This window comes from Paraburkholderia sp. Tr-20389 (assembly GCF_017104565.1).
Classification (GTDB): Bacteria; Pseudomonadota; Gammaproteobacteria; order Burkholderiales; family Burkholderiaceae; genus Paraburkholderia.
On the sequence record NZ_JAAGPD010000068.1, the window covers coordinates 33,657 to 49,810 of the forward strand.

Annotated in this window: 13 protein-coding genes; 3 read left to right on the forward strand and 10 right to left on the reverse strand. The window is 62.0% G+C overall.

The genetic code is table 11. The features are described from left to right. Positions 1–50: 50 nt before the first annotated feature. The 8 genes from mraY to coq7 all read right to left on the reverse strand — a co-directional run bounded on the left by mraY (position 51) and on the right by coq7 (position 8,826). Positions 51–1,220, reverse strand: a complete 1,170-nt coding sequence (gene mraY, locus G3N95_RS37650) for a phospho-N-acetylmuramoyl-pentapeptide-transferase (protein WP_205975157.1) — start codon at positions 1,218–1,220, stop codon at positions 51–53. A gap of 17 nt (positions 1,221–1,237) precedes the next feature. Then, entirely contained in the window at positions 1,238–2,650 is a 1,413-nt protein-coding gene (gene murF / locus G3N95_RS37655; protein WP_205975158.1) for a UDP-N-acetylmuramoyl-tripeptide--D-alanyl-D-alanine ligase, read from the reverse strand. Further along, positions 2,647–4,185: a UDP-N-acetylmuramoyl-L-alanyl-D-glutamate--2,6-diaminopimelate ligase gene (locus tag G3N95_RS37660; protein ID WP_205975159.1), complete on the reverse strand. Its 1,539-nt coding sequence runs from the start codon at positions 4,183–4,185 to the stop codon at positions 2,647–2,649. The genes murF and G3N95_RS37660 overlap by 4 nt, the downstream gene beginning before the upstream one ends. Then, positions 4,182–6,056 (reverse strand): penicillin-binding protein 2, encoded by a 1,875-nt coding sequence (locus G3N95_RS37665; RefSeq protein ID WP_205975160.1) that lies wholly within the window; start codon positions 6,054–6,056, stop codon positions 4,182–4,184. Before G3N95_RS37665 ends, G3N95_RS37660 begins: the two co-directional genes overlap by 4 nt. Further along, entirely contained in the window at positions 6,053–6,403 is a 351-nt protein-coding gene (ftsL, locus tag G3N95_RS37670; RefSeq protein WP_205975161.1) for a cell division protein FtsL, read from the reverse strand. Before ftsL ends, G3N95_RS37665 begins: the two co-directional genes overlap by 4 nt. Then, on the reverse strand, positions 6,400–7,353 hold the full coding sequence (gene rsmH, locus G3N95_RS37675) for a 16S rRNA (cytosine(1402)-N(4))-methyltransferase RsmH (protein ID WP_205975162.1): 954 nt from the start codon (positions 7,351–7,353) through the stop codon (positions 6,400–6,402). The genes ftsL and rsmH overlap by 4 nt, the downstream gene beginning before the upstream one ends. Before the next feature lie 15 nt (positions 7,354–7,368). After that, entirely contained in the window at positions 7,369–7,797 is a 429-nt protein-coding gene (gene mraZ, locus G3N95_RS37680) for a division/cell wall cluster transcriptional repressor MraZ (RefSeq protein WP_041763615.1), read from the reverse strand. Positions 7,798–8,196: 399 nt separating this feature from the next. Continuing rightward, positions 8,197–8,826, reverse strand: a complete 630-nt coding sequence (gene coq7, locus G3N95_RS37685) for a 2-polyprenyl-3-methyl-6-methoxy-1,4-benzoquinone monooxygenase (RefSeq protein WP_205975163.1) — start codon at positions 8,824–8,826, stop codon at positions 8,197–8,199. Here coq7 and G3N95_RS37690 point away from each other — a divergent pair. Together G3N95_RS37690 and G3N95_RS37695 are read left to right on the forward strand one after the other, a co-directional pair. Then, positions 8,759–8,944: a hypothetical protein gene (locus tag G3N95_RS37690; RefSeq protein WP_205975168.1), complete on the forward strand. Its 186-nt coding sequence runs from the start codon at positions 8,759–8,761 to the stop codon at positions 8,942–8,944. The two genes, coq7 and G3N95_RS37690, sit on opposite strands and share 68 nt — an antisense overlap. A gap of 173 nt (positions 8,945–9,117) precedes the next feature. Then, positions 9,118–10,326, forward strand: coding sequence for a porin (locus G3N95_RS37695; protein WP_205975164.1), 1,209 nt, complete (start codon positions 9,118–9,120; stop codon positions 10,324–10,326). A gap of 208 nt (positions 10,327–10,534) precedes the next feature. Here the strand turns inward: G3N95_RS37695 and G3N95_RS37700 are convergent, their stop codons facing one another. Both G3N95_RS37700 and G3N95_RS37705 read right to left on the reverse strand, forming a co-directional pair. Then, the gene (locus G3N95_RS37700; RefSeq protein WP_205975165.1) at positions 10,535–12,208 is read right to left on the reverse strand and encodes a long-chain fatty acid--CoA ligase; all 1,674 of its coding nucleotides are present in this window, start codon (positions 12,206–12,208) and stop codon (positions 10,535–10,537) included. Between the two features lie 169 nt (positions 12,209–12,377). Further along, positions 12,378–14,456: a molybdopterin oxidoreductase family protein gene (locus G3N95_RS37705; RefSeq protein ID WP_205975166.1), complete on the reverse strand. Its 2,079-nt coding sequence runs from the start codon at positions 14,454–14,456 to the stop codon at positions 12,378–12,380. Between the two features lie 171 nt (positions 14,457–14,627). Here G3N95_RS37705 and G3N95_RS37710 point away from each other — a divergent pair, with 171 nt between their 5' ends. Then, the gene (locus tag G3N95_RS37710) at positions 14,628–15,821 is read left to right on the forward strand and encodes a M20 aminoacylase family protein (protein WP_205975167.1); all 1,194 of its coding nucleotides are present in this window, start codon (positions 14,628–14,630) and stop codon (positions 15,819–15,821) included. The last annotated feature ends 333 nt before the right edge of the window (positions 15,822–16,154 follow it).

The window sequence follows — 16,154 nt, forward strand, 5'->3', positions numbered from 1 at the left end:
CCCTTGCTTGCGACTTGGATTACGAATTTGCTTGCGGCTCGAACCGCGGCTTAACGCAGCTTGAGCGTGGACAACCCGAACAGACACAACATCAGCGTGATGATCCAGAAGCGCACGACAACCTGCGTTTCCTTCCAGCCAGACAATTCGAAGTGGTGATGCAACGGCGCCATCTTGAAGATGCGGCGGCCTTCACCGAAACGAGCCTTCGTGAACTTGAACCACGTGACCTGCAACATCACCGACACCGTCTCGGCAACGAAAATCCCACCCATGATGAACAGCACGATTTCCTGACGCACGATCACCGCGACCGTGCCGAGCGCGCCGCCGAGCGCGAGCGCACCGACGTCGCCCATGAACACCTGCGCCGGGTGCGTGTTGAACCAGAGGAACGCGAGACCTGCCCCGCCCATCGCCGAGCAGAAGATCAGCATTTCGCCGGCGCCCGCGATGTGCGGGAACAGCAGATATTTCGAATAGACCGCGCTGCCCATCACGTACGCGAACACGCCGAGCGACGAGCCGACCAGCACGACGGGCATGATCACGAGGCCGTCGAGGCCATCGGTGAGATTCACCGCATTGCTCGAACCGACGATCACGAGGTACGTGAGTGCGATGAAGCCCCACACGCCGAGCGGATAGGTCATCGACTTGAGGAAGGGCAGCAACAGGTCGGCGCGCGCGGGCAGGCCCATCGACAGACCGCTTCGCACCCATGCCATGAACAGGTCGAACACGCGCACGTTGCTCGCTTCCGACACGCTGAACGCGAGATACACGGCTGCAAACAGGCCGATCACCGACTGCCAGAAATACTTTTCGCGCGACGACATGCCGCGCGGATCCTTGTAGACCACCTTGCGGTAGTCATCGACCCAGCCGATCACGCCGAAGCCGAACGTGACCAGCATCACGATCCAGATGAAGCGGTTGGTCAGGTCGGCCCACAGCAGCGTGGACACGGCGATGCCGATCAGAATCAGCACGCCGCCCATTGTCGGCGTACCCGATTTCACGAGGTGCGTTTGCGGGCCGTCCTTGCGCACCGCCTGGCCGACCTTCATCTGCGTCAGCTTGCGGATCACCCACGGGCCGCAGACGAGACCGATCAGCAGCGCGGTGATCGTCGCCGCGACAGCACGAAACGTCAGATAACTGAACACGCGCAAAAAGCCTACGTCGTTCTGCAGCCATTGCGCCAGCGCCAGTAACATACTTCTGTCCTTCTCTTTCAGTGTGCACCGGGCGCCGTGCCCGATGCAGCGGGTTGTGGACTCGTAACGGCGTCCACCACGCGCTCCATTTTCATGAAGCGCGAGCCTTTCACGAGATACGTCGCAGCCGCGCCGTAACCGGCCTGCTGCAATTGCGCGACGAGTGTATTCACGTCGTCGCAGTGGTGTGCTTCGTCGCCGTAGGCGGCACATGCGTCGCGCGACGCATCGCCGAGCGCGTACAGCGCATCGATGCCGCGCGCCTTCGCATACGCACCGACTTCGCGGTGAAACTCAGGACCGTTGTCGCCGACTTCGCCCATATCGCCCATCACCAGCACACGCGGCGAAGGACGTGCGGCGAGCACGTCGATCGCGGCGAGCATCGAATCGGGATTCGCGTTGTAGGTGTCGTCGATCACGGTCGCACCCGCCATCGCGCCGAGCAGCGCGCGCTTCACCTGCAAGCGGCCTTTGACTGCACCGAATGCTTCGAGACCGCGCTTGATCGCGTCGAGCGGCACGCCCGCTGCCAGCGCGGCTGCCGTCGCTGCCAATGCGTTGTGCGCGTTGTGCGCGCCGAGCACTTGCAGCGTGATGTCGACGTGGCCTTCGGGTGTATCGATGCTCAACTCGTTGCCGTCAAGCGAGCCTTGGACAGCAGCTTCCGTCGTGCGTTCAGCCGTATTCAGCGCGAAATCGATGATGCGGTTGCCCGTTGCCGCGACGCGCCAGATGCCCGCGTATGCGTCGTTGGCCGGAAACACGGCGACGCCTTCGGGCTTCAGCGTGTGAATCACGGCTGCATGTTCGAGCGCGACGGCTTCCACCGTCGCCATAAATTCCTGATGCTCGCGCTGCGCATTGTTGACGACCGCGACGGTCGGCTCGGCGATCTTGCCCAGCAGCGCGGTTTCACCCGGATGGTTCATGCCGAGTTCGACGACAGCGAGCTTGTGCGTTTCGGTCAGGCGAAACAGCGTCAGCGGCAGGCCGACGTCGTTGTTGAAATTTCCCGCTGTCGCAAGACGCTCCGCTTCACCGACAGCCGCCGCGAAGATCGACGAGATCATTTCCTTGACCGTCGTCTTGCCGTTGCTGCCCGTCACGGCCACCAGCGGCATCGAAAAGCGCTGCCGCCAACCGTTCGCCAACGTGCCCAGGGCCACGCGCGTGTCGCCTGTTACGTGCAGCGCCGGCACGTTGAAGTTGTCGGGCGTGCGCGTCGCAAGCACTGCGCTGACGTTGCGTGCGGCGACGTCGGTGAGAAAATCGTGCGCGTCGAAACGGTCGCCTTTCAGCGCGACGAACAGATCGCCGGGACCACACGTGCGGCTGTCCGTCGACACGCGATCGAATGCGACCGAATCGTCGCCGCTTACCGTTGCGCCCGGAATCACCGCGGCGGCTTCACGTAGCGTGAACATCATTCGCCACCTCCGCGTGCATGCGTCGCGCGGGCCGCGAGTGCGAGCCGTGCATGATCCTGATCCGAGAACGCGCGCTTCTTGCCCATGATTTCCTGCGTCGATTCGTGACCCTTTCCTGCCAGCACGACGACGTCTTCGCGCGCCGCGCATCGCACCGCCTGCAGGATCGCGCTGGCGCGATCTTCGATACGGCGCGCCTTCGTCGCGTCTTTCATGCCCGCTGCGATCTGGTCGATAATTTTTTGCGGATCTTCGCTGCGCGGGTTGTCGCTCGTCACGACGACACCGTCGGCGCAACGTTCGGCGATTTCGCCCATCAGCGGGCGCTTGGTCGCGTCGCGATCGCCGCCGCAACCGAACATGCAGACCAGCTTGCCGCCACGCGCATCGGCGATCGGGCGCAACGCGGTCAGCGTTTGTTCGAGCGCGTCGGGCGTGTGCGCGTAGTCGATCACGACAAGCGGTTCGTCGCTCTGCAAACGGCCGCCGAGACGCTCCATCCGGCCATTCACCGATTCGAGTTTTGCGATCTGTGCGACAGCGGCGTCGAACGGCACGTCGGACGCGAGCAGCGCGCCGAGCACACCGAGCAGATTGCTCACGTTGAACGCGCCGAGCGTGTTCACTTCGATGTCCGTGTTGCCCCAGTCCGACGCAATGTGGAACGCGGTGCCCGTCGTCGTCGCGCGCACGTTCGACGCAACGATCGACGCGTCCGCCTGCACGTCGACGTGTGGCTGCAGCGAGTAGGCGATCGTCTTCGCGTGACCGTTCGTGCTCGCGATCATGCGCCGGCCGGCTTCGTCGTCGGCGTTGATGACGGCCGCCTTCAATTCCGGCCACGCGAACAGGCGAGCTTTCGCAGCTTCGTAGGCAGCGAACGTGCCGTGATAGTCGAGGTGGTCTTGCGTGAGATTCGTGAACACGCCGACGCTGAACGCCGTGCCGTTCACGCGGCCCTGATGCAGCGCGTGCGACGACACTTCCATCGCGACGGCCTTCGCGCCCGCTGCGCGGAGTTGCGTCAGGCTGCGTTGCAATTGCGGCGCGTCGGGCGTCGTGAAACCGGTGTGCACCAGTTGACCCGGCATGCCGCTGCCGAGCGTGCCGATGATCGCGCACGGCTGGCCGAGCGCCGTCAGTGCCGCTGAAATCCAGTTCGTGCACGACGTCTTGCCGTTCGTACCCGTCACGCCGATCACGCGCATCGCGTCGCTCGGATCGCCGTACCACGCGCTCGCGATCGTGCCCGCCAGTTCGTTCAGGCGCGGCACTGCGAGCATCGTGGCGGGATCGAGATCGCCCGCGAAACCATCCGCTTGCACGAGCACGGCAGCCGCGCCGCGCTCGATCGCATTGGCGATGAACGGACGATTGTCGGCGCCGTCGACGGCGTACGCGAGAAACACGTCGCCTGCCGCGATCTTGCGGGTGTCGGCATGCAAATGTGCACCTGGCTGCGCATGCGCACGCAGCCAGGCGAGCGCGTCAGCAATCTGCTGTTGCGCCGGATGAGAAGAACGCAGCGCACTCATCTAACTACTCCGGGGCGGTTCTTCGTGTTGTCTGAAATCTGCAGCTTTTTCGGCGCGGCGTGCGTCGCCAGTTTCTTCGCGCCGTTCGCGGCCGGCTGCGACGCAGCGGCGGGCGTCGCGGGATTCATCTCGTCCGACACGACCATCTGCTTGACGGGCTGGTCGGGCGGCACGTTCAGCGAGCGCAGCGTATCGCCGGCGATCGACGAGAACACGGGACCCGACACCTGGCCGCCGAAGTGGCTGCCCGCCGTCGGTTCGTCGACGGACACGGCCACCACGATGCGCGGATTCGGCATCGGCGCCATGCCGACGAACGACGCGCGGTACTTGCTGTGGTCGTAGCCGCGGCCCACGTGCTTGTACGCCGTACCCGACTTGCCGCCCACGCGATAACCCGGCACCGCCGCATCCGGCGACGTGCCGTCCTTCGACACGACTGACTCGAGCATCGCGCGCACTTCACGCGCCGTGGTCGGCGAGAACACCTGTGGGCCCGTCACGGGCTGATCCTTCTGCGTGCGGAAAATCGACACGGGCATGACCTGGCCGTCGTGCGCGATCGCCGTATAGGCGCGGCCCAGCTGGAACAACGACACGGACAGACCGTAGCCGTACGACATCGTCGCCTGCTCGATGCGGCGCCAGCTCTTCCACGGACGCAGACGGCCCGCCGCCGCCCCCGGGAAACCGACCTTCGGCGCCTGGCCGAGACCGATGCTGGTGTACATGTTCCACATCTCTTCCGGCCGAAGCTGCATCGCGATCTTGGTCGCGCCGATGTTGCTCGACTTCTGGATCACGCCGCCGACGGTCAGCACGCCGAAACCGGCGTCGTCGGTAATGGGGGCGCCGTCCAGCACGAAACGGCCGCCACCCGTATCAACCAGTGTAGTCGGCGTGACGCGGTGCAGGTCGAGCGCGAGCGACACCGTGAACGGCTTCATGATCGAGCCGGGCTCGAAGGTGTCCGTGAGAATGCGGTTGCGCAGCTGCTCGCCCGTCAGGTGCGAGCGGTCGTTCGGGTTGTACGTCGGGTAATTGACCAGCGCGAGCACTTCACCCGTGCGCACGTCGATCACCATCGCCGCGCCTGCTTTGGCCTTGAACTTCTGCACGGCCGCTTTCAGGTTCGTGTACGCGATGTACTGGATCTTGCTGTCGATCGACAGATCGACGTCCTGCCCGTTATGCGGCACGACCTGCTCGTCGACGTCTTCGATGATGTGGCCGAGACGGTCCTTGATCACGCGGCGGCTACCCGCCATGCCCGCGAGCAGCTTCTGGTCGCCGAGTTCGACGCCTTCCTGGCCTTCGTCCTCGACGTTCGTGAAGCCGATCAGGTGAGCCGTGATCTCGCCTTCCGGATAGAAACGCTTGTACTCGTTACGCTGATAGACACCGGGGATGTTCAGCGCCTCCACTTTCGCGGCGACGTCGACGGGCACCTGGCGCTTCACATAGACGAACGTCTTGTCTTCCGAGAGCTTCTTGCGCAGTTCCGGCTGCGTCATGTCGAGCAGCTTGGCGAGATCGGCGAGTTTGTCCGCGCCTAGATCGTCCGGCACGGATTCGGGAATCGCCCAGATTGCGCGCACGGGCAGGCTCGTCGCGAGCACCAGGCCGTTACGGTCGAGAATCTTGCCGCGCGTGGCGGGCAGTTCCAGGCGACGCTGATAGCGGCTTTCGCCCTGCTTCTGGTAGAAAGCGTTGCCCGGGCCCTGAATCCAGAACGCGCGAGCCGTCAGCGCCACGAACGCCATGAAGAGCAGAAACACGACGAGCTTCGAGCGCCACATCGGCAGGCGCACCGAGAGAATCGGATTCGCCGAGAACGCGACGCTCTTGTTCTTGTTCGACGATTTCTTCATCGCGTGCCTCCACGCGCTTTCGTGGCAGACGCCGGGTTCGGCGCGGACGTCGGGATGGGCGCGTCCTCAGCCTTCGCGGAGCCGGCGTCGAGCGTCAGATATTGCGTGCGGCCCGTGGTGGCGCCCTGCATCTTCAGCGAGTCGGTCGCGATCTGCTCGATGCGAGAGGTCTTGGACAGCGCGCTCTGCTGATATTGAAGCTGCGAATAGTCCTGCTGCAGCTGGCGCTCCTGCGATTGAGCCCGCTGCAACTGGATGAAGAACTGGCGCTGCTGATTGGTCGCGTTGACGACGGAAAGCGCACAACCCATGACGACGATCAGCAGGAAGATATTCAGACGGTTCATGGGGCGATCCGCTCCGCAACGCGCATCACGGCGGAACGAGCGCGGGGGTTCGCGGCGACTTCTTCGTCACTCGCGAATACACGGCCTAGCAGTTTGAGCGGCGGGCTCGGCAGGTCGACGGCGCGGATCGGCAGACGGCGATCGACAGCAGGCGCACTGGAGTGCGTCTGCATGAACCGTTTGACGATCCGGTCTTCGAGCGAATGAAAGCTGATCACGACCAGCCGCCCCCCTTGCTCCAGCAACGACAATGCTGCTTCTAGTACGACTTGCAGCTCCGCAAGCTCTTGATTGATGTGAATCCGTATAGCCTGAAAGGTGCGGGTTGCCGGGTCCTTACCCTTCTCACGGGTTTTGACGACGTTAGCCACGATTTGGGCAAGCTCGCCCGTGCTGACGAGAGGCCCAAGACGGTCGGACTCTGCCCGGCGAGCAACAAGCGCCTTTGCAATCTGAAAAGCAAACCGTTCTTCCCCATAATCCCGTATCACCTCCGTCATTTCCTGCACCGTCGCCCGCGCCAGCCAGTCCGCAGCGGATTCGCCGCGCGTCGGGTCCATCCGCATGTCGAGCGGACCGTCGGCGCGGAAACTGAAACCCCGCTCCGGGTCGTCGAACTGCGGCGACGACACGCCCAGATCCAGCAGCACACCCGACACACGCCCTACCCCGCGCTCGCTCATCGCGTCGCGCAGTGATGCGAAACTTTCATGCACGATCTCGAAGCGCGGATCGCCGACCTGCTGCGCGGTGGCGATGGCGAGCGGGTCTTTATCGAAAGCGATCAGACGACCCGCCTCACCCAGCTTTGCCAATACCGCGCGGCTGTGACCGCCGCGCCCGAACGTGCCATCTATATAGATACCGTCCGCGCGCGTGACGAGCGCATTCACCGCTTCTTCGAGCAGCACCGTGCGATGCTGCAATTCGTTACCCATCGCAGGCGCCATATGTATTACCTGCGGTCAGAATGTGAAGTTCTTAAGGGACTCGGGCATGCCTTGCGACATCGCTTCCTGCTCCTGCGCGTCGTAGGTTTCCTTGTCCCAGATCTCGAACCGGCTGCCCATTCCCAGCAACATCACTTCTTTTTCCAGCTTCGCCGCCTGACGCAATTCCGGCGCGATCAGCACGCGGCCGGCCGTATCCAGTTCGACATCCGCCGCGCTGCCGAGGAAGATGCGCTGAAACCACTTGGCATCCATTGGCAGGTTGACGATCTTGGCGCGGAAGACTTCCCACTCGGGGCGCGGAAACAGCAACAGGCAGCCGTCCGGATGACGCGTAATGGTCATTCGGCCTTCTGCCTGTCCTTGCAGCGCGTCACGATAGCGAGACGGGACGGACATCCGCCCCTTCGCATCGAGTGTCAGCGCTGACGCCCCTTGGAACACTTCACTCCCCTTTTGTCAGGGCGCTGAAAGATGTCGCCCGATTCTGGAAATTTACTGGAGAAAGCGCGGCAGATCACACAAAAATACACTTTCTCACACTGTCTCCCACTTTAGAGTAACCCCCAACACCGGTCAAGGGAGCGGCGTGGTTTTTTCACGGATTTTGTTTGCTAGAACAAGGACTTAGCGCTGCTTGCTCACGCCGCATCTAAAACGGAAAATCGTTATAAATGAATGAGCTAGTGAATCTTGTGAAGGTGATACGTGAAAAGTCTGGGGGAAGAGCGTGGAATAAAAGCGTTCGGGGAGGACGAAAAGCGCGGAGTACGGTAGATTTGGAGCGATTTTCAGGACGGCGCGGAGAACGCCGTCCCACTTCAAACGGACTGGGTAATCGGGTTAAACGTGGTACGCGGTGCGGGTCATGATTTTCGACGCCGCCCGCATCAGCGCGCGCGCCGGGAACGGCAACTCGACGCCGCCGGCATCCGTCGCCGCCTTGCCATGCGCGGCTTCGTCGACACGCATCTGCTCGACGATCGCACGCGACTCGTGATCGCCTTCGGGCAGCGTAGTCAGATGGCCGTCGAGATGAAGTTCCACCTGGCGCTCCGTTTCCGCCATGAAGCCGAGGCTCACACGGTCGCCGAGCCGGCCGGCTGCGAAGCCGATCGCGAGGGCGCCAGCATACCAGAGCGGATTGAGCAGGCTGGGACGCGATTCGAGCGCTTCGAGGCGCTTGTAAGTCCACGCGAGGTGATCTTCCTCTTCGCGCGCGGCGTGTTCGAAGGCCTGCTTGAGCGCGGGCGAACGCGTCGCCATCTTTTGCGCCTGATAAAGCGCCTGCGCACAAACCTCGCCTACATGATTAACACGCATCAATCCCGCGGCGTGCGCGCGCTCTTCGTCGGTCAGTTCGACATGCTCTGTCGATGCCGGCGGGACGGGCAGCGGACGCGACATGCGCGACACCCCGGTCATTGAGCGTAAACCCCGATCGAACTCAGTAATCAATTCATCAAGCAGCATTCTGGCCTCCACAACCCGGCGCGCGGACCGCTTCTCGCAAACCCTTATCCAGCAACGATTTGCGGGCGATGACAGAAAAAATTCCGAAGCGTTTCCGATGGCCGATTTTGGATTTTAGACCATGTTGCGTAAACGAAACAGCGGTCCGATCGGCGCCCTGCTTTTTCTTTGTGCGCTTAGGTGTCTTTGTTACATTACGTGGCAACTTCCTGACGAAGTTATGCAAGGCTGCAACACAGATAACTATTTGCCTTGCTTGAAAATAATTTGCAAATCCTTGGAGATCTTTCGATGAAAAAGTCGCTTCTCGCTCTTGCAGCATTGGGCGCATTTGCCGGCGTCGCTCATGCTCAGAGCAGCGTGACGTTGTACGGCATTATTGACGAAGGGTTCAATTACACGAGCAACGTGCAGACGGCAGCTGGCGCGGGTCGTACGGGCAACCATCAATACAACCTGTCGAGCGGCGTGCTGCAGGGCAGCCGTTGGGGCATGCGCGGTACTGAAGATCTGGGCGGCGGCCTGAAGGCAGTCTTCGTGCTGGAAAGCGGCTTCGACGTGAACACCGGCAAGTCGGGTCAAGGTGGCGCGCTGTTCGGCCGTCAGGCTTATGTCGGTCTGTCGAGCCAGTTCGGTACGGTCACGCTCGGTCGCCAATATGACTCCGTGGTCGACTACGTCGGTCCGCTGGAAGCCGGCGATCAGTGGGGCGGCTACATCGCGGCTCACCCGGACGATCTGGACAACTTCAACAACGCGAACCGCGTGAACAACGCGATCAAGTACACGAGCGCAAACTACGCCGGCCTGACGTTCGGCGGTATGTATAGCCTCGGTGGCGTTGCAGGCGCAACGGGCCGCAACCAGATCTGGTCGTTGGGCGCTGGCTATAACAACGGCCCGCTCGTGTTGGGCGCAGGCTATTTGAACGTTCGCGATCCGAACCAATCGTTCTGGGGCAACACGCCGAGCGGCTTGGCTAACCCGAACAACAACATCGGCAAGACGACGGTGGCGGGTGTCCAGGGTAACCCGGTCATCTCGGGCTTCGCTTCGGCCAGTTCGTACCAGGTTGGTGGCGCAGGCGGCGCATACACGTTCGGCGCTGCAACGCTCGGCCTGACGTATTCGTTCATCCAGTTCGGTAATCTGGGTGCAGCGAACGTCACGGCTCCGGCGTACAAGGGCACGGCGACGTTCAACAACGGCGAAATCAACTTCAAGTATCAGTTGACGCCGGCTCTCGTGCTGGGCGCTGCGTACGACTACACGCGCCTTGCTGACTTCAACGGTCACGGGGGTGCGCACTACAACCAGGGCGCACTGGGCGCGGACTACTTCCTGTCGAAGCGCACGGACGTCTACCTGATCGGCGTGTACCAGCACGCTTCGGGTACGGACTCGACGGGCCAGTCGGCAGTTGCTTCGATCAACGGCCTGACGCCGTCGAACTCGAACAACCAGACGACGGTTCGCGTTGGTATCCGTCACAAGTTCTAATAAGTTGTGAAAGCGTAGTACCCTCGAGGGCGTCTTCGGACGCCCTTTTTTATTGGTGCTTCCGTTGCGATCCATTGGGGTTCGCACAAACAGAAACGGCCCAACGGGTTTGAACCGTTGGGCCGTATTTTTTATGCCGGCTTATCGTTCCGGTCTGTTCACGGCTGGTCTCGCTCGCCTGAAGCCTTGCCTTAACTGATCGCCACTGTCACGCGCGGCCGTCACGCAGCTCGCGACGCAAGATCTTGCCGACATTGCTCTTCGGCAGCTCCTTGCGGAACTCGACGGTGCGCGGCCGTTTGTAGCCCGTCAGTTGGTTCTTGCAGTAGGCGAAGATGTCGGCGTCGGTAATCGCCTCGTCCTTCTTCACGATGTACAGCTTCACCGCCTCGCCCGAATGCTCGTCCGGAACGCCGACGGCAGCGACTTCGAATACGCCCGGGTGCTTCGCGACGACATCCTCGATTTCGTTCGGATAGACGTTGAAGCCCGACACCAGAATCATGTCCTTCTTGCGGTCGACGATCTTCACGAAGCCGTTTTCGCCGATGGTCGCGATATCGCCCGAACGGAAGAAACCGTCGGCCGTCATCACCTTGGCCGTCTCGTCGGGTCGATTCCAGTAACCCGCCATCACCTGCGGACCCCGGATGCACAGTTCGCCGGCTTGACCCTGCGGCAGTTCGTTGCCGTCGTCGTCGCGGATCGAAACTTCCGTCGACGGTAGCGGCAGACCGATCGTTCCACTGTATTCGGTGACTGTCGTCGGATTGCACGTCACGCATGGCGAGGTCTCCGAGAGACCGTAGCCCTCGACGATGGGCGCATGCGTGCGCTCATACCAGCGGTTCGCGACCGCTTCCTGAACAGCCATCCCGCCCGCGTTCGCAACCAGCAGGTTCGAAAAGTCGAGCTTGGAGAAATCCGGATGATTGAGCATCGCGTTGTACAGCGTGTTCACGGCCGGAAACGTCGTGATCTTGTAGCCGTGCAGCGACTTGATCATGCCCGCGATATCGCGCGGATTCGGGATCAGCACGCCAAGACCGCCCGTACGGATCGTCAGCAGCCCGCAGACTGTCAGCGCGAACACGTGATAAAGCGGCAATGCAACGACCGTCACAAACTGATCGATGTCGCCGCGCTTGTTGCGCGCGGGCTCGACCCACGCATGCGACTGCAGCACGTTCGCGACCAGATTGCGATGCAACAGGGTCGCCCCCTTCGCGACACCCGTCGTGCCACCCGTGTATTGAAGGAAGGCGACGTCATCGGGAGTCTGCTTGACCGGTTTGAACTGACGGCGTGCGCCTTCGGAAATGGCGTCGTTGAAAGCGACATGACCCGGCAGTTGCCATGCTGGCACCATCTTCTTGACGCGCCGCACGACGAAATTGACCATCAAGCCCTTCGCGCCCATCAGATCGCCCATCGACGCCACGACGATATGCTTGATCGACGTATTCCCGACGATCGCCTGCAACGTCACTGCGAAGTTCTCGAGCAGGATGATCGCTTCAGCGCCACTGTCTTTCAGCTGGTGTTCCAGTTCGCGCGGCGTGTAGAGCGGATTCACGTTCACGACGACATAGCCCGCGCGCAAGATCGCCGCGAGCGCGACGGGATACTGCAGCACGTTGGGCATCATGATGGCTACACGCGCGCCGCGCGCAATGCCCTTCACCTGGAACCAGGCGGCCAGCCGCGTCGACAGGTTGTCGAGTTCGCCATACGTGATCTGCTTGCCCATACACGCAAACGCGGGCTTCGCGCGATTCTCGCGGAAGCTCTCCTCGAGCATCGCGGTAACCGACTCATACTGCGTCGGATCGATCTCCTTCGGCACGCCGGGCGGATACGACTTCAGCCAGAGTTTTTCCATACGGCGTCTCCTCCGTGATTTTCGAATGGTCGTGCTAAAAGGCGCATCGTAGCATGCGCGCACGCGTCCATATTCGGGATAAGCCCCCAGTTAGACGACGCACTCGAAAGCGCGAACCAGGGGTGCGATGGCGCAGCGGCGGGTCCGCAGCGTGCGCTCGAGAAATGACTCAGGCTCGTTCGACTTCGACGAGGCAGTCGTAGAACGTGGCTGAGCCGCCGAGGTCGGTCAGCGCTTGGCTCGTGACCTCGTTGGCATTGCGGCCGTCGGGTGCGAGCTTCTTCCACCAGATCGACAGACCGACGACGAGCCCGTCGCGCGACTTGTCGGTGACACGGACCCGAGCCTGCATCGAGCCGCGATCGTTGAAGATGCGGACCTGATCGCCGTCGTTGATGCCACGGTCGTGCGCGTCTACGGGATGCATGTCAAGGTGCGGCTCACCTTCCGTCGCGCGCAGACTTTCGACGTTGACGAAGGTGCTGTTGAGGAAATTGCGTGCGGGCGGGGAGATCATTGCCAGTGGATAACGCGTGGCGAGTTCCGGCGAGCCGTCCGCCGATTCGTACGGCGGCAGATAGTCCGGCACGGGCTCGAGGCCTGCCTGCGCGAGACGTTCGCTGAAAAATTCGCACTTGCCGGACGGGGTGCGGAATCCGCCGTTCGCAAACGGCGTATCCGACACGTTCAGTTTCGCCCAGCCGTCGCGCTTGAGCGTGTCCCACGTGACGCCTTCCAGCGATGAATCGTTCCAGCGAAAGGCCGACGACGCTACGGCTTCGTCGCTGTCGTACAGCGCCGGTTCGTCGAGGCCCATCGACCGCGCGATGCCGCGGAAGATTTCGGTATTAGGACGCGCTTCCCCGACGGGAGCGATCGCCGGCAGATTCACCATCACATGCGTATGTCCGTACGACTTATGGACATCGAGGTGCTCCAGCTGAGTCGTCGCCGGCAGCAGCAAGTCAGCGTAGTCGGCGGTATCCGTCTGGAAGTGTTCGAGAACGATCGTGAACAGGTCGTCTCGCGCGAAACCTGCGGCAACTCGCGCTGAGTCGGGCGCCACGGCCACGGGGTTCGAGTTGTACACGACAATTGCCTCGACCTTCGGGCCAAAAGTCTCATCGCCCGGATGGCACAGCGCATCTCCGATTGCGTTCATGTTGATGACACGGGCTTGCTTCGACGGCCAACCCGGCATCAGGTCAGGACGGGAAAGCGCATGTGAATCGACAGGCGCCCAGCCCGACGACGACAGCAGCATGCCGCCCGCGCGCTCGCGCCAGGCGCCCGTCAGCGAGGGCAGACAAGCGATCGCACGCACGGCATTGCCGCCGCCGCGCACCCGTTGCATGCCGTAGTTCAAGCGGATCGCCGCCTTTTTCGTGCAGCCGTAAAGACGCGCGAGATCGACGATCACCTGTTCTTCGATTCCGCAAATCTGAGCGACGCGCGAAGGTGGATACGCGAGCGCACGCGCCTTGAGTTGCTCGAAACCGAGCGTGTGATCCGCGATGTATGCGCGATCGAGCATGTCTTCGGTGATCAGGACGTGCATCATGCCGAGCGCGAGCGCGCCGTCCGTGCCGGGCTTCAGCGCGATGTGCTGGTGACACTTTTCAGCCGTGAGCGAGCGGTATGGATCGATCGCGATCAGGCGCGCGCCGTTGCGCTTCGCTTCCTGCGCCCGAGTCCAGAAGTGCAGATTCGACGCGATCGGGTTTGCGCCCCAGATCAGGATCAGCTCGCTTTCGGAGAAAAACTCCGTGTGCATGCCGAGACTCGCGCCGTATGTGTATTTGAGACCGGCTGCGCCGGCCGCCGCGCAGATCGTCCGGTCGAGTTGCGATGCACCGAGCTTATGGAAAAACCGTTGCGCGATGCTGTCGCCCTGCACGAAACCCATCGTGCCAGCGTAGCTGTAAGGCAGTATCGCTTCGGGTGCGCGGGCGGCAATTTCCGACAGACGCTCCCCCGCCAGGCGCAGCGCTTCGTCCCAGCTGATGGGCTCGAAACGCCCCTCGCCCTTGGACCCGACGCGCCGCATCGGCGTCGTCAGCCGACGAGGATGGTGAACCCGGTCCGCATAACGGCTGACCTTCATGCAGAGCACGCCTTGGGTCGGCGGATGATCCGGATCGCCGACGACCTTGATCGCGCGACCATCTTCGACCGTCACGCGCATTGCGCAGGTATCGGGGCAATCGTGCGGGCAGACGGCGCGGGCGAATTCAGCGGGAGCGTTCATGTGTTTGTATCGACAGGGACTGCGCGGATGAAGGTGTTGATTTTATTACGTTCTGACGATCTGATTTGACACATGGCAGTCAAAAATGGGGATCGGCGTAGAATCGATTTTGACTATCTCCGGAATCGACTGTCCGGATCACACTGCCCACAGCCAGACACTCATTTCATCATGAAACTACTCCCTGAAATCCAAGCCGCTCGCGGCGAAATTCAGACTCTCCGACGAACGATCCACGCCAATCCGGAATTGCGATACGAAGAGACGCAGACGGCGTCTTTGGTCGCCAAAACGCTGGCCGGATGGGGCATCGAGGTGCATGAGGGGATCGGTAAAACCGGCGTGGTCGGCATACTCAAGCGTGGCGCAGGTGCCAAATCGATCGGGTTGCGCGCTGACATGGACGCGCTGCCCATACAGGAACTGAATACCTTCGATCATCGCTCGAAAAACGAAGGGAAAATGCACGCGTGCGGCCACGACGGACATACGGCGATGCTGCTCGGCGCGGCCCGGCATCTCGCGAAACACGGAGACTTCGACGGCACTATCGTGTTTATATTTCAGCCCGCCGAGGAAGGAGGAGCCGGCGCGCAGGCGATGATCGACGACGGTCTGTTCACGCGTTTTCCTGTCGATGCCGTATTCGGAATCCACAACTGGCCGGGCATGCCGGCGGGGCATTTTGGCGTGACGGAAGGCCCGATCATGGCGTCCAGCAACGAATTTCGTATTGAAATCAAAGGAGTTGGATCGCACGCGGCTTTGCCTCATAACGGACGCGACCCGGTATTCACCGCCGTGCAGATCGCCAATGGGCTGCAAAGCGTGATCACGCGCAACAAGAAGCCGCTCGATACAGCCGTACTTTCGATTACGCAAATTCATGCCGGGGACGCCGTGAACGTGGTGCCCGATCACGCCTGGCTCGCGGGTACGGTGCGGACTTTCACTACGGAAACGCTCGATCTGATCGAGTCGCGGATGCGCAAGATCGTGCAAAGCACGGCAGAGGCGTACGAGTGTTCCGTCGAGATGACCTTTCACCGCAACTATCCGCCGACGATCAATAGCAGCAAGGAGGCACAGTTTGCTGCGGCCGTGATGAGGGAAGTGGTAGGAGACGAGAACGTTGACGATTCCGTGGAGCCGACGATGGGCGCCGAGGATTTTTCCTTCATGCTGCTGGCAAAGCCCGGGTGCTATGCCTTTCTGGGAAACGGCGAGGGCGGCCACCGAGAAGCCGGACACGGCGCTGGTCCCTGCATGCTGCACAACGCGAGTTACGATTTCAACGACGAATTGCTGCCGGTTGGTGCGACGTACTGGGTTCGGTTGGCGCAGAGATTTTTGGCGACGGAGTAGGCAGGCGGTACGTGGGTCGGACAGTGGTTTTGAGATGACGGTGGGCGCGCGTCGATTCGCATGGCATGGATCGTGGCCGCTTTGTCGTTTTTGGATCCACGCTGTCGCGCGGCTACTGCCGGTTCCCGAGCATACGCCTGCGCGCGTGCGTCGCGCTAACTGGTGCCTCGACGGCCGGAGGCTAGATTCGGGTGCGCGATAGCCCGTTGAGCCGTTCGACAGCGGATGCGGTTGGCGTGTGAAACTTCACGCCCAGAAACGCCAAGACCCCGCTTTTGAGGGCGGGGTCTTGGACTGGGTAAGGAGCCTGACGATTACCTACTTTCACACGGG

Bases quoted from the DNA above. Each gene is read 5' to 3' on its own strand.
- mraY (WP_205975157.1), bottom strand. From the start codon at position 1,220: ATGTTACTGGCGCTGGCGCAATGGCTGCAGAACGACGTAGGCTTTTTG.
- murF (WP_205975158.1), bottom strand. From the start codon at position 2,650: ATGATGTTCACGCTACGTGAAGCCGCCGCGGTGATTCCGGGCGCAACG.
- G3N95_RS37660 (WP_205975159.1), bottom strand. From the start codon at position 4,185: ATGAGTGCGCTGCGTTCTTCTCATCCGGCGCAACAGCAGATTGCTGAC.
- G3N95_RS37665 (WP_205975160.1), bottom strand. From the start codon at position 6,056: ATGAAGAAATCGTCGAACAAGAACAAGAGCGTCGCGTTCTCGGCGAAT.
- ftsL (WP_205975161.1), bottom strand. From the start codon at position 6,403: ATGAACCGTCTGAATATCTTCCTGCTGATCGTCGTCATGGGTTGTGCG.
- rsmH (WP_205975162.1), bottom strand. From the start codon at position 7,353: ATGGCGCCTGCGATGGGTAACGAATTGCAGCATCGCACGGTGCTGCTC.
- G3N95_RS37690 (WP_205975168.1), top strand. From the start codon at position 8,759: ATGCGCGACACCCCGGTCATTGAGCGTAAACCCCGATCGAACTCAGTA.
- coq7 (WP_205975163.1), bottom strand. From the start codon at position 8,826: ATGCTGCTTGATGAATTGATTACTGAGTTCGATCGGGGTTTACGCTCA.
- G3N95_RS37695 (WP_205975164.1), top strand. From the start codon at position 9,118: ATGAAAAAGTCGCTTCTCGCTCTTGCAGCATTGGGCGCATTTGCCGGC.
- G3N95_RS37700 (WP_205975165.1), bottom strand. From the start codon at position 12,208: ATGGAAAAACTCTGGCTGAAGTCGTATCCGCCCGGCGTGCCGAAGGAG.
- G3N95_RS37705 (WP_205975166.1), bottom strand. From the start codon at position 14,456: ATGAACGCTCCCGCTGAATTCGCCCGCGCCGTCTGCCCGCACGATTGC.
- G3N95_RS37710 (WP_205975167.1), top strand. From the start codon at position 14,628: ATGAAACTACTCCCTGAAATCCAAGCCGCTCGCGGCGAAATTCAGACT.